Annotated in this window: 8 protein-coding genes; all 8 read right to left on the bottom strand. The window is 69.6% G+C overall.

Going from position 1 to position 12,909, the window contains the following annotated elements:
* Positions 1-149: 149 nt before the first annotated feature.
* The gene (locus tag HDC36_RS01430) at positions 150-458 is read right to left on the bottom strand and encodes a flagellar basal body rod C-terminal domain-containing protein (RefSeq protein WP_179563889.1); all 309 of its coding nucleotides are present in this window, start codon (positions 456-458) and stop codon (positions 150-152) included.
* Between the two features lie 40 nt (positions 459-498).
* Positions 499-2,052, bottom strand: coding sequence for a DUF5597 domain-containing protein (locus HDC36_RS01425; RefSeq protein WP_255432560.1), 1,554 nt, complete (start codon positions 2,050-2,052; stop codon positions 499-501).
* A 134-nt stretch (positions 2,053-2,186) separates the two neighbouring features.
* Positions 2,187-4,517, bottom strand: coding sequence for a S9 family peptidase (locus tag HDC36_RS01420; RefSeq protein ID WP_179563887.1), 2,331 nt, complete (start codon positions 4,515-4,517; stop codon positions 2,187-2,189).
* 114 nt (positions 4,518-4,631) lie between these two features.
* Positions 4,632-6,203 (bottom strand): APC family permease, encoded by a 1,572-nt coding sequence (locus tag HDC36_RS01415; RefSeq protein ID WP_179563886.1) that lies wholly within the window; start codon positions 6,201-6,203, stop codon positions 4,632-4,634.
* A 190-nt stretch (positions 6,204-6,393) separates the two neighbouring features.
* Positions 6,394-8,220 (bottom strand): DUF885 family protein, encoded by a 1,827-nt coding sequence (locus tag HDC36_RS01410; protein ID WP_179563885.1) that lies wholly within the window; start codon positions 8,218-8,220, stop codon positions 6,394-6,396.
* Positions 8,217-10,046: a DUF885 family protein gene (locus tag HDC36_RS01405; RefSeq protein WP_179563884.1), complete on the bottom strand. Its 1,830-nt coding sequence runs from the start codon at positions 10,044-10,046 to the stop codon at positions 8,217-8,219. The genes HDC36_RS01410 and HDC36_RS01405 overlap by 4 nt, the downstream gene beginning before the upstream one ends.
* Before the next feature lie 64 nt (positions 10,047-10,110).
* Complete coding sequence (locus HDC36_RS01400) at positions 10,111-11,319, bottom strand: Xaa-Pro peptidase family protein (protein WP_179563883.1); 1,209 nt, start codon at positions 11,317-11,319, stop codon at positions 10,111-10,113.
* Positions 11,316-12,908 (bottom strand): aldehyde dehydrogenase family protein, encoded by a 1,593-nt coding sequence (locus HDC36_RS01395; RefSeq protein WP_179563882.1) that lies wholly within the window; start codon positions 12,906-12,908, stop codon positions 11,316-11,318. Before HDC36_RS01395 ends, HDC36_RS01400 begins: the two co-directional genes overlap by 4 nt.
* Position 12,909: the final 1 nt, after the last annotated feature.

Genomic DNA, 12,909 nt, shown 5'->3' with positions numbered 1-12,909 from the left:
AGGAGCTGCGCTGGGCTTTGTGCTTGCTCTTGCGGGTTGCGCAGGAGCAGGTACGCGAGGCTGCGCCCGTACCCTCATCCGCCCCTGCGGGGCACCTTCCCCAAAGAAGGGAGCCATGGTCCCGCAGCGAGAAGGAGAGCGGCGCGGCCTCAGGCCAGGATGTCGAGGAGGCTGCCGATGGTGTCGTCGGCCGCGCGCAGCACCCGCGCATTGGCCTGGAAATCGTTGCGTGCGGACAGCCCGCCGACCATGTCGTCGACCAGGTCGCTGCCCTCGCGGCCCGCCGCCTGCACCTGGACGCTGACGCCGCCGCCGGGTGCTTCCTGGTTGGCCGTCACCTGACGCTGGAAACCTTCGGTGGCGGCGTTGGCGACATTGTTCGCGCGCGCCTGCAGGCCGGAGGCGGCGGCGCGCATGCCGGACAGGGCGATCGAGGACACCGAGGCGATGGAACTCATGCGCGTTTGCTCGTCGGGCGGCCGGGTTGCGGCCGCAAGGTCAGTAGGTTCCCACGGTCACCCGCAGCACGTAGGGATCGGCACGCCGGAAATTGAGCCCGTAGTCGGTCTCGTCGCCGTTCAACAGGCGCACGAACCGCCACTGCCCATCGACGTAGCGGCCCTGCTCCACGCGCAGCAGTTGCCCGTACTTGCCATCGGCACGGTCGCGCACAAATTCAACGCGGGAATTGAAACCTGTGACCAGGAACACGTTCGGCTGCAGTTCCTGCACCAGCGCGCGGCCATCGTGCTGCGGCGTGCCGGGCAGGATCGCCGGCGCCTCGCCCCAGCCCGGCGCGCCGAACGACACCTGCGCCTGCCACGGCCCGAAGCGCAGGCTCTGCTTCGGCACCCCGGCCTTCTCCACCGCCGCCTGCAAGGTACCGGCGAACGCGCCGGCGGCCAGTTCGCGCTGCAATGGCGCCAGCAGGCCGAAACCGGCCGCATGCGCGGCGATCGCGGCCTGGTTCTCCGGGGTGTCCTCGTTGCCGTCGATGCCGAACACCGAAAAGCCGATGCCGCCGCGGCCGAGCACGTGGAAGTGGTACGGCGCGGTGGCCGCCTCGAAGCCGGTCTCCGAGACCCAGGCCGGGTTGTCGGCGCGCGCGTACTGGCCGACCACCCTGGTGTATTCGTCGTAGTCGCTGGTGTAGATGTCGGTGCCGATGAAGTCGATCGCCGGCGTGGCCAGGCGCCACAGGTCGAACACGTTCCAGGTGGCGCCGCCGGCCGGGTATTCCTCGCCCGGCTTGGTGCGGCCCTTGTAGCGCAGCCAGGTGTTCACGTACAGCGGCAGCGGATACGCGGCCTTGCCGGCGGCGGCGACCTGCTGGATGTAGCTGGCGTTGCTCCAGGCGCTGAACATTTCCTCGGCGTCGCGGCCGAACACCTGTGTCCAGGTGCCGGCCGGCTTGCCAAACCGTTGCAGCACTTCCGCCGGCACCGCGGCATCGAACGCGCGCTCGCCGGCGGCGCCGTGGTCGCGCACGGTGCCGATCGCGCCGGGTTCGTTCTGCACCTGCACCGCGATCACCGTGTAGCGGCCGGCGTCGATCTTGCGCAGGTGCTGCATCAGCGCGGCGAAGGCGCGCGCGTCGGCCTGCACATTGGCCGGCGCATGCGGCGACAGCACATCCACCGGCTCGCCCTTGGCGTCGCGCATGCGCGGATACGTGGCCGGATCGCGCTTGATCCATTCCGGCACGTAGTGCATCTGCCCGTTCTTCCAGGTGCCGAACCACAGCACGATCAGGCGCAGCCCGCGCGCGCGGCTCTGCTCGACCAGCGCATCGACGTTGCGGTAGTCGTAGCGGCCCGGCTCCGGCTCGAACTGTTCCCAGTACACCGGCGCCTCGACCGTATTGGCATGCAGCGCCTGCACTGCGTCCAGCGACTGCGGCAACACCTGCGGCCAGGCGCTGGAGTTGTGCAGCTGCGCGGCCATGATGCTGTACGGCGCGCCGTCGACGAACAGCGCGTGGTGGCCGTCGCGGCTGACGTAGCGCGGCATCTCTTCGGCGTGGGCGAGCAGCGGCAGCAGCATGGCCAGCATGGCGTAGCGGACGACTGACGACGCTTTGTGTAGGAGCGGCGTCAGCCGCGACACCGGCGCCGAACGGATTCTGGCTTCGGAAATATCGGTCGCGGCTGAAGCCGCTCCTACAGGGAAGTGCGGATGGCGGTCGGTCATTGCGCGTCTCCCGCGGAAATGGCATTCCAGCGCGGCGTCTGCGCGCCCAGCAGATGGCGCACGAAGAAGTCGTACTGGCGCCGCTGCACGTAGTCGATCGGACCAGTGGAGCGGCCGACCGAGTGCTCGCCGCCGGGCACGTTCAGCAGGTCGAAATCCTTGCCGGCCTTGATCAGCGCATCCACCACCTGCGCGGTCGAGGCCGGATCGACGTTGCTGTCCTGCTCGCCAACGATCATCAGCAATTCGCCGCGCAGCTTGCCCGCGTTGTCCACGCCGGAGGCGGCGGCGTAGCTGGCGTCCACCGGCCAGCCCATCCACTGCTCGTTCCAGCTGATCTTGTCCATGCGGTTGTCGTAGCAGCCGGCGAACGCCACGCCCACCTTGTAGAAGTCCGGATGCCGTTCCAGCGCGCCCAGCGTGCTCTGCCCGCCGGCCGAGGCGCCGTAGATGCCGACCCGGCTGATGTCGTAGGACGGATCCTTGGCCGCCAGCGCCTTGTGCCAGGCGATGCGGTCGGGGAACCCGGAATCGCCGAGGTTCTTCCAGGCCACGTCGTGGAACGCCTTGGAGCGGTTGGCGGTGCCCATGCCGTCGATCATCACCACGATGAAGCCCAGGTCGGCCTGCGCCTGCATGCCGATCTGCTTGTCGCCGCCGGAGTGGTAACCGAACGGCCAGAAGGTCTTGGGCACGAAGCTGTCGTGCGGGCCGGCGTAGATGTTCTCGATCACCGGGTATGTCTTGCGCGGGTCGTAGTCGCGCGGGCGTACCACCATGCCCCAGATGTCGGTGCGGCCGTCGCGGCCCTTGGCCACGAAGGTCTGCGGCGCGCGCCAGCCGGCGGCCTGCAGCTTGCCGATGTCGCCGCGTTCCACCACCTGCAGCAGCGTGCCGTCGATGGCGTGCAGTTCCATCACCGGCGGCAGGTCCGGGCGCGAATAAGTGTCCACGTAGTGGCGGCCGTCGTCGGCGATGGCCACGTCGTGGTCGGCGTCGGCGGTGGTCAGCCGGGTCAGGTGGCGGCCGTCGAAATCGACCGCGAACAGCTGCCGGTAGTACGGGTCCTTGCCCGCATCCATGCCGCTGGCGGAGAACCAGATGCGGCGCTGCGCATCGTCCACGCGCAGCACGTCGCGCACGATCCACGCGCCCTTGGTGATCTGCGTCTTGACCTTGCCGGTTTCGCCATCGAACAGATAGAGATGGCGCCAGCCGTCGCGTTCGGAGATCCACAGGATCTCCTTGCCGAGCCCGTCCACGTCGTGACGGTAGCTGCGATCGGCGTAGACGAAGGTCGTGGCGTCCTCGCCCACCGCCACGCGCGCGCGGCCGCTGGCCGCGTCCACCGCGATCGCGCGCATGCGCTGGAAACCGCGCTGCACGTAGTCGAACACGAAGCTGCGGCCGTCGGTGCGCCACTGGATCGGCGACAGTTGGTACGGATTGGCGAACAGCGCATCGTCGATGGCGAGGCGCCGTGCGCCGGCGCCGGCGGACACGCCGGCGAGATCGAACAGCACCGGCCGCTCGATATCCACCGCGTCGCCGGGCTTGGGATACAGCTGGGTGCGTACGCGCGGCTGGCCGCCGCCGGGCGGCGCCGCCTCCACCCGCGTCACCCGCCGCGCGAAACCAGGACGCACCTTGTACACCGCAAGCCGCTGCGAATCCGGCGACCAGGCCAGCGTTTCCGGATCGTAGAAATCGTCGGCGCGACCATCGTCGCTCAAGCGCATCACGCGGCCGTCGGCGACGCTGCGCAGCACGATATCGTTGCCATCGGCCAGCGCGTCCCAACGCCCGTCCGGCGAACGTCGCGGCGTGTTGTCCGCGGCCACCGCCGGATCGCGGACCACGCCGAAGCCGCGCGGCCGCGGCTGCGGACCGGCCTCGGCGCGCGCGCAGACATAGTCGGCGAGCGTGCAGCGCCACGGCACGTAGTCGATCTGGAACACGATCGCGGCGTTGTCGCGGCCGGCGTCGGCCGCATAACTGAAGCGCTCGAACGGCAACCGCAGCGCCTGGTACTCGGTCCCGGCCGCGACGCTGAGCCCGCGCGCCAGCCGCAGCGCATCGAACGCCGGCTGCTTGCGCTGGCCGGCCACGTCCTCGAGCACGAAGGCGAAGCCGCCGGGCACCGTCTTGCGGTAATAGAACGTGCCGTCGTCGCGCCATTGCGCCGGCCAGGCGACGTTCTCGGTCAGCGTCATCCACGCCTCGCGCAGGCCGAGCGAGCGCTGGTAGTCGGCGGCGCTGGGCGCGGCCTGGGCGTGGCCGGCGAAAGACACCGCAGCCAGCACGATCGATGCAGCGAATCTGTTCATTGCGTTCCGATATCCCCTGAATTCCCTGCCCTTCTGTAGGAGCGGCTTCAGCCGCGACAGGGACTCTGCAGCATGCTGTCGCGGCTGAAGCCGCTCCTACAAAAAGCGGGCAACCTATTCGCCGTCGTCCTCTTCCAGCGCCAGCTCGTCGCTGCGCAATCCGGTGCGCGCGCCCCAGTGGTAGCAGCCGAACGCGATCACCGCCACGCTCAGCGTGTCCCAGGGATGCGCGATCTGGCCGGTGCCGCCGAAGGTGCCCAGGTAGGACACCAGCAGCACCAGCACGAAGAACCCGATCAGCCACAACGCGCCGCGCACCTGCCGCCACAACTGCGCGCGCCCGGCCGCGCTGGGCAGCCGATACAGCACGTACAGCGCGAACATCGCGACCTGCAGGCCGAGCAGCCACGACAGCGTGTTCCAGGTGGACCAGTAGACGATCAGCGCGGCGACGATGAATGACAGCGGCCCGAGCACGGCGAAGCCGCGCAACAGGAACGGCCGCGGCAGTTGCGGCGCGCTGCGGCGCAGCGCGGCCACGGTCACCGGCGCCACCGCATAGCTCAGCACCAGCGCCGCCGACACCACCTGGATCAGCGTCTCCCACGACGGGAACGGCAGGGTCCAGAACACCGACAGCGCCAGGCTCAGCCACAGCGCCGGACGCGGGATGCCGGACTTGGCGTCGACCCGGGTCAGCACCGACAGGAAGCCGCCGCTGCGCGCCCAGCCGTAGACCACGCGCGGCGTGGCGTTCATGTAGATATTGCCGGTGCCGCTGGGCGAGATCATCGCATCGCAGATCACCAGCGCCGCCAGCCAGCCCATGCCCAGGGCCAGCGCGATGTCGTGGTACGGCAGCGCGAATGCCTTGTCGATGCCGCCCCAGCCCTGCGCCAGGTACGTCGACGGCACGCTGCCCAGGAACGCCAGCTGCAGCAGCACGTAGATCACCGTGGACAGCGCCACCGACAGGATCAGCGCGATCGGGATGTTGCGCTGCGGATCGCGCACCTCGCTGGCCACCGACACGATCGGGGTCAGCCCCAGGTAGGCGAAGATGATGCCGCCGGCCGAGATCGCCGCCTCCACGCCGGCCGCGCCGGATGGCGCGAAGCCCTGCACGTGCAGGTTCTGCGGATTGAAGTGGGCCATCAGCAGCACGATCACCAGCACCGGCACCAGGAACTTGAACACGCTGACGATGTTGTTGGCGGTGGCGAAGGTCTTGACGCTGAAGTAGTTGAGCAGGAAGAACGCCACCAGCAGCGCCAGCTGCAGCAGCCAGCCGGCCACGCTGGGATGGGTGCTACCGGCCTGGTTCAGCGACGGGAACCAGGCCGCGGCGTACTGCCGCGCCGCCTCGACCTCGATCGCGATCAGGCTGGAGAACGCGATCAGGGTGATGAAGCCCATCAGCCAGCCGAGCAGCGCGCCGTGCGAGTACTCCGGGTAGCGCACCACGCCACCGGCGCGCGGCAGCGCCGCACCCAGTTCGCAGTACACCAGGCCCAGCAGCAGCACCGCCACGCCGCCGGCGATCCACGACACGATGCCGGCCGGGCCGGCGATGGCAGACACATGGCTGGCCGAGAACAGCCAACCGGAGCCGAAGATCGAACCGAGCCCGATGAAGGTCAGGTCGGTCAGGCTCAGACGCTTGTGGAACTTGCCTTGTGTGGTCATGGTGCCCCCGCTGGAAAGGTTGTAACCGATTCCTAACTACCTGCAGTTGTCCCTTCTCCCCCCGGGAGAAGGTGCCCCGAAGGGGCGGATGAGGGTACGGCCGAAGCCTCGCGCCGTTTCGACTGCATGAAGCTTCGCGCCGTCCCCTCACCCCAACCCCTCTCCCGAGGGGAGAAGGGCTTCAGCGTGCCTACTGCTTTGGCGCCTCCTGCGCCCACGGCGACTTGCCACCCTCGGCGATGAAACGATCGATGCGCTGCTCCAGCACCGGCAGCGGCACCGAGCCGGTTTCCAGGATCGCGTCGTGGAAGGCGCGGATGTCGAACTTCTCGCCGAGCGCGGCTTCGGCCTTGCGCCGCAACTCGATGATCTTCAGTTCGCCCAGGTAGTACGACAGCGCCTGCCCCGGCCAGGCGATGTAGCGGTCGACCTCGGTGGTGACCTCGTGCTCGCTCAGCGCGGTGTTGTCGCGCAGGTAGGCCTGCGCCTGTTCGCGGGTCCAGCCGTTGTGGTGGATGCCGGTGTCGATCACCAGCCGGCAGGCGCGCCACATCTGGTAGGTCAGGTAGCCGAAGCGGTCGTACGGGGTGTCGTACATCCCCATTTCCTGCCCCAGGTATTCCGAATACAGCGCCCAGCCTTCGCCGTAGGCGGAGATGTAGCCGTAGCGGCGGAAGTCCGGCAAGCCCTGCTGTTCGGCCGCCAGCGGCATCTGCAGCGCGTGGCCAGGCGAGGATTCGTGCAGGGTCAGCGCGGTCAGGTTGTACAGCGGACGCGACGGCAGGTCGTAGGTGTTGACCAGGTAGATGCCCGGGCCGCCACGGCCGCCGGTGTAGAACGGCGCCAGGTCCGGCGGCACCGGCTCGATCGCGAAGCGCTGCCGCGGCAGGCGGCCGATGTAGTCGCCGACCTTGGCGTCCACGCGCTTGGAGATCCACGCCGCCTGCTTGAGCAGTTCCTCCGGCGTCTTCGGATAGAACTGCGGATCGGTGCGCAGGAATTTCAGGAACGCCGGGAAGGTCGGCTGCCCCTTCGGTGCGACGAAGCCGCTGGCGGCGATGGTCTGGTCCATGTCCTTGCGCAGCTTGGCCACTTCGCGCAGCCCGATCTGGTGGATCTGCTCGGGCGACAGGTCCAGCGTGGTGAACTCGCGGATCTGCGCGCGGTAGTAGTCCTTGCCATCGGGCAACGCCTCGCCGGCGAGCGTGCTGCGCGCCTTCGGCTGGTACTCCTCGCGCATGAAGCGCAGCAGGTCGGTATAGGCCGGCACCACGCTGTGCGCGATGGCGTCCAGCGCCTGCTGCCGCAGCTGCGCCTGCACGTCGGCCGGGATGCTGGCCGGCATCTGCTTGAACGGGGTGTAGAACAGGTTGGCCTCGCCGCTGGCGTTGGCCACGTCGGCGATCGACTGGTCGCGGCCGGTCAACGTCACCTTCGGCTGGCTGAAACCGCGCGCCAGGCCGGCGCGCATGTTGACCATCTGCTCGTCGAAGTAGCGCGGAATGTCGGCGAGGATCTTCAGGTAGCGCTGGTAGTCGTCGCGGGTGCGCAGCGTGGCGCGGGCGCTGAAGCCCAGATTGCTCCAGAACGCGGTATCGCTGTTGAACGGCATCTCCCAGGCGCGGAAATGCTGCTGGTCCAGGAACACCGCGATCTGCTGGCGGTAGACCTGGTAGTTGACCCGGTCCTGCGCCGAGAGCTGCGCCTGGTCGATCGCATCCAGTTCGCGCAGCACCTGCTGCCAGTACGCGGTGCGCAGGTTCTGCGTGGCCAGATCGACATTGGGCAAATGATCCGCTGCCGCTCCCTGGCTGTCTTCGTCGTCGGCGCCGGCGGACTGCTCCTGGCGCCATTTCCACTCGCGCAGGTACAGCGCCTTGAAACGCGTGCCGGCGTCGCTGCTCGCCGTGGCCGCGGCGGGTGGCGCGGGTTCTGCGGCAGCGGCGACGCCCTGCCCTGCGAGCGCACAGACGATCGCCAGCAACAGCGGTGCGCGAAGTCGGGAATTCAGGCTCATTGCGCTTTCTCCGAAGTGGCGGCCGCAGCGGCCTTGGCCTGCGCGATCCAGGCGTCGATGCGGGCGTCGAGCAGGTCCAGCGGCATCGCGCCGCCGCCGAGGATCTGGTCGTGGAAGGCGCGGATGTCGAAGCGTGCGCCGAGTTCGCGCTTGGCCTTCTCGCGCAGCGCCAGGATGTCCAGCTCGCCGAGCTTGTAGCCCAGCGCCTGGCCCGGCCACACGATGTAGCGGTCGGTCTCGGCCTGGATGCTGGGCTCGTCGTCGGACGGATGCGCGTGGAAGAAATCGATCATCTGCTGCCGGGTCCAGCGCTTGTAGTGCACGCCGGTGTCCAGCACCAGGCGGTTGGCGCGCAGCAGTTCGCCGGCCAGGCGGCCGTAGTCGCTGTACGGATCCTGGTAGAAGCCCACGTCCTTGCCCAGGCGCTCCGCATACAGCGCCCAGCCTTCGACGTAGGCGTTGTAGCTGGATTGCTGGCGGAACGGCGGCAGCGGCAGGCTCTGCGCGAGCGAGATCTGCAGGTGATGGCCGGGCACGCCTTCGTGATACGCGGTGGCCTCGATGTTGACCAGGGTGCGCTGCGCGTAGTCGCTGGTATTGACCATCACCAGCGCCGGCTTGCTGCCTTGCGCGTCGCTCTGCCAGTACTCGGCGCCCGGTGCGGTGCTGCGGAACTCGGCCATCGCACGCACTTCCAGCGGCGTCTTCGGCAAGGTACCGAACAGCTTGGGCAGCTGCGGCTGCATCTGCGCGATGTCGTCGCGGTAGCGCTGCAGGATCTGCTCGCGCGAACTGGCGAAGAACCTGCGGTCGCGGGCCACCGCCTTGCGCAGCGCAGGCAGGTCGGCATAGCCGAGCTGCTTGGCGATGGCGCTCATCTCGCCTTCGATGCGCGCCACTTCGGCCAGGCCGATCTGGTGGATCTGCTCGGGCGACTTGTCGGTGGTGGTCTGGGTATGGATCGCGTAGCGGTAGCGGCGCTCGCCATCGGGCAGCGACCACAGTCCTTCCTGCGCGCGGCCCTGCGGCGCGTATTCGTCGGCGACGAAATCGGCCAGCTTGGCGTAGGCCGGACGCACCTGCTGGTCGATCGCCGCGAGCATCGCCTCGCGCAGGCGCGCGCGCTCGGCCGCCGGCACCGCGTCAGGGAAGCTCTTCAGCGGCAACGCGAACGGGCTGTCGGCGCCGGCCGGCGCGGCGATCGCGCGCACCTGCGCCGGGATCCGCTCGAGCAGGTATTTCGGCTGCACCAGCCCGTCCTTGGCGCCGGCGCGCGACAGCGCCACAACCTGGTCGAGCAAGACCGGGATCGCCTGCAGGCGCTTGATGTAGTCCTCGTAGTCCTTGACGCTGGCGAACGGGAACGCCTGCGCGTAGCCCGGCAGCGCCAGCTGGATGCCGCCGACCGGCTCCAGCGGCATCTCGTCGTTCTTCAGCGCGATCGCTTCCAGCCGATCGCGCAACTGGCGCAGCATCATCTGCAGGCTCAGCTGGTCCTGCGCCGACAGCGCCTTGCCGTCGATCGCCTCGAAACGCTTCAGGAAATCCGCGGTGGCCTGTCGTTCGGCCTGCAACGCCGCCGGCGAGTAATCGCTCCAGCGGTCGTTGTAGCGGGTGTCGCCGATGATGCTGGCGAACTCCGGATGGTGCTCGAGCTGGTACTGCCACTGCGCGTCGAGCAAGGCGGCGAAGGCCTGGCCCGGCTGTTGCGCTGGTGTACCCGCCGCGGCCGCCGGCTGCGGCGAGGCGGGCGGCGTGGACGGCTGGCAGGCGGCCAGCAACGCCGCGGCCAGCGCACAGGGAAGCAACAGGCGGGCGAATCTCATCGACGGACTCCGGTAAGCGAATGGAACCTCTGCGGCGGCACCGTGCCGACGGCCGCCGCCTGCATCAGGCGAACGGCCGATCGATCGCCGGCGACGGCGGCGTGAACCACTGCGCGCCGTGTTCGGTGACGTAGAAATGGTCCTCCAGGCGCACGCCGAACTCGCCCGGCACCACGATCATCGGCTCGTTGCTGCAGCACATGCCCGGCGCCAGCGCGAGCGCGTTGCCACGCACCAGGTACGGCGCCTCGTGGATGCTCATGCCGCAGCCATGGCCGGTGCGGTGCGGCAATCCCGGCAGGCGATAGTCCGGGCCCAGGCCGGCCGCCTGCAGCACCTCGCGCGCCGCCTGGTCCACCGCCGCGCAGCTCACGCCCGGACGCACCGCGGCGAACGCGGCCGCCTGCGCATCGTGTTCCAGCTGCCAGATGCGCCGCTGCTTCTCGCTCGGTTCGCCGAAGATGTAGGTGCGGGTGATGTCGGAGTGGTAGCCATGCACGGTGCAGCCGGTGTCGATCAGCACCAGCTCGCCCGCACGCAGCGCCTGCACGCCAGGGATGCCGTGCGGATACGCAGTGGCGTGGCCGAACTGCACGATGCAGAAGGTGGAACCGTTGTCGGCGCCGAGCGCGCGATGCGCCTGGTCGATGAAGCGCACCAGTTCGGCGGTGGTGATGCCTTCGTGGATCAGGCCGGCGGCCAGCCGCTGCACCTGCAGGGTCATGTCGCAGGCCTGCTGCATCAGCGCCAGTTCCGCCGCCGACTTGCGCATGCGGCAACCATCGACGATCGGCGTCGCGTCGCGGATCGCGACCCGGTCCAGCACCGCGCTCAACCCGCTGTGCACGGCGAAGGCGATGCCCGGATCCAGCGCCAGCGCCTGCGCGCCGAGTTCGCTCAGCGCCTCGGCGACCAGCGCATGCGGATCCTCGTGCTCTTCCCACAGCCGCTTGCGCACCGGGATGCGCAGCACCGCGTCCAGCGAGCCTTCCTCGAACGCCGGGCAGATCAGCAGCGGATCGCCTTCGGCGGTCAGCAGCATCGCCACCAGCCGCTCGCTGGCGCCCCACGGCACGCCGGTGAAATAGCGCAGCGAGGCGCCGGCGCCGATCAGCAGCGCATCGGCGCCCTGCGCGCGCAGCAGTTCGCGCGCCCGCGCCAGCCGCTGTTGATATTCCTGCGGCTGGATCGGCGGCGCCTGCGCCGGCCATGGCGCCAGCTGCGCATGCGCCATGGCCAGGCTCAGCCCGCCGATCTGCGCGGTGGCGCTCATGCCGCGCGCTCCACGTCGGCGACGCTCCACTGGCCGTCGATCAGCCGCTGCACGCCGCCGGGATTGCGGTCGCGCAGCAGTTCCGGCAACAGCGCATCGGGCAGGCCGTCGTAGCTGTGCAGCGCGGCGAAGCGACGGATCGCGGCCGGCATGCCGACCGCGGTGAAGCCCGGATGGCCGGTGCTCGGGTACGGACCGCCGTGATTCATCGCCGCACTGACCGCCACGCCGGTCGGCATCTTGTTGCAGATCAGGCGTCCCACCCGCGGCCGCAGCGCGGCGGCAATCGCGGCGAACAGCACGTCGTCGCTACCGTCGGCCGCACGGTAGAGCGTCCCGGTGAGGTTGCCCTCCAGGCTGTGCGCCAGCGCGGTCATCTGCGCCAGGCCGTCGACACGCACCACCAGGCTGACCGGACCGAACGCCTCGGTCTGCAGCGCCTCGGGCTGTTGCAGGAAGGCCTGCGCCGAAACCGCCAGCAAGGTCGGCGCATGCCGATAGCCCGGCTCCGGCGCGGCGTCGCCGCCGGCCAGCACGCCGGCGCCGGCATTGCGCAGCGTGGCCACGCCGCGCTGCAGGTGCTCGAGCACGCCGCGCGAGAACAGCAGGCTCGGCGCGGCACCGGCGAAGTGCGCGCTGGCCGCGGCGACGAACGCATCGCCGTCCTCGCCCTCGGGCACCACCACGATGCCGGGATTGGTGCAGAACTGGCCGCTGCCCATCGTGCACGAGGCGAAGAATTCCTGTGCCAGCGCGGTACCGCGCTCGGCCAGCACGCCCGGCAGCAGGAATACCGGATTGACGCTGGACAGCTCGACGTAGGCCGGCACCCCGGCACGGTCGGCCGCGGCCTTCAGCGCCAGTCCGCCGGCACGGCTGCCGGTGAAACCGATCGCGCCCAATCGCGGATCGCCGGCCAGTTCCAGGCCCAGCGTGTTGTCGAAGTGGTACAGCAACTGCACCGCCGCGGCCGGCAGGCCGTTGTCCAGCAGGGCCTGGTGCGCGAGCTGCGCCAGGCGCTGGCTGGTGGCCGGATGCGACGGATGCGCCTTGGCGATGACCGGATTGCGCGCGGCGATGGCCGAGGCGAAATCGCTGCCGGCCACCGCGTTGAACGCGAACGGAAAATTGTTCGGGCCGAACACCAGCACCGGCTTGTGCAGCGGCCCCAGCTGCGCGCGCAGGCCGGCGGCGGTATCGATCACCGGCTGCGTCCAGCTATGGCGGCGCACCGCCTGCGCGGCCTGGCGCAGCTGCCCGCTGGCGCGCGGCAACTCCACCTTGGCCAGGCGCGGTTCGACCGGCAAGCCGGTCTCGGCATGCGCCAGCGCGACCAACTGCTCCACGTCGGCATCGATCGCCGCGGCGTAGCTGTCGAGGAACCCGGCGATGCGTTCGGGCGCCGCCGCGGCCAGCGCGTCGGCGACCAGCACCGCCGCGCTCAGCGCCGCTTCCAGATCGGCGGCGCCGCTGACCGGGAACTCCGGTCCGAACGCGTTCCCGTCGCGCGGGTCCTCGGCGCGGAAGCTCCCGCGCGCTTCCAGCGACGGCTGCCAATGGCCGGCAAGCAACAGCGGCTGCATGCTCATC

The organism is Xanthomonas sp. JAI131, assembly GCF_013410075.1.
In the GTDB taxonomy this organism is placed as follows: Bacteria; Pseudomonadota; Gammaproteobacteria; order Xanthomonadales; family Xanthomonadaceae; genus Xanthomonas_A; species Xanthomonas_A bonasiae.
This window is presented reverse-complemented; position numbering and strand designations above follow the sequence as displayed.

Excerpts from the sequence above, each read along its gene's own strand:
- HDC36_RS01430 (WP_179563889.1), bottom strand. The coding sequence starts at position 458 with ATGAGTTCCATCGCCTCGGTGTCCTCGATCGCCCTGTCCGGCATGCGC.
- HDC36_RS01425 (WP_255432560.1), bottom strand. The coding sequence starts at position 2,052 with ATGCTGGCCATGCTGCTGCCGCTGCTCGCCCACGCCGAAGAGATGCCG.
- HDC36_RS01420 (WP_179563887.1), bottom strand. The coding sequence starts at position 4,517 with ATGAACAGATTCGCTGCATCGATCGTGCTGGCTGCGGTGTCTTTCGCC.
- HDC36_RS01415 (WP_179563886.1), bottom strand. The coding sequence starts at position 6,203 with ATGACCACACAAGGCAAGTTCCACAAGCGTCTGAGCCTGACCGACCTG.
- HDC36_RS01410 (WP_179563885.1), bottom strand. The coding sequence starts at position 8,220 with ATGAGCCTGAATTCCCGACTTCGCGCACCGCTGTTGCTGGCGATCGTC.
- HDC36_RS01405 (WP_179563884.1), bottom strand. The coding sequence starts at position 10,046 with ATGAGATTCGCCCGCCTGTTGCTTCCCTGTGCGCTGGCCGCGGCGTTG.
- HDC36_RS01400 (WP_179563883.1), bottom strand. The coding sequence starts at position 11,319 with ATGAGCGCCACCGCGCAGATCGGCGGGCTGAGCCTGGCCATGGCGCAT.
- HDC36_RS01395 (WP_179563882.1), bottom strand. The coding sequence starts at position 12,908 with ATGAGCATGCAGCCGCTGTTGCTTGCCGGCCATTGGCAGCCGTCGCTG.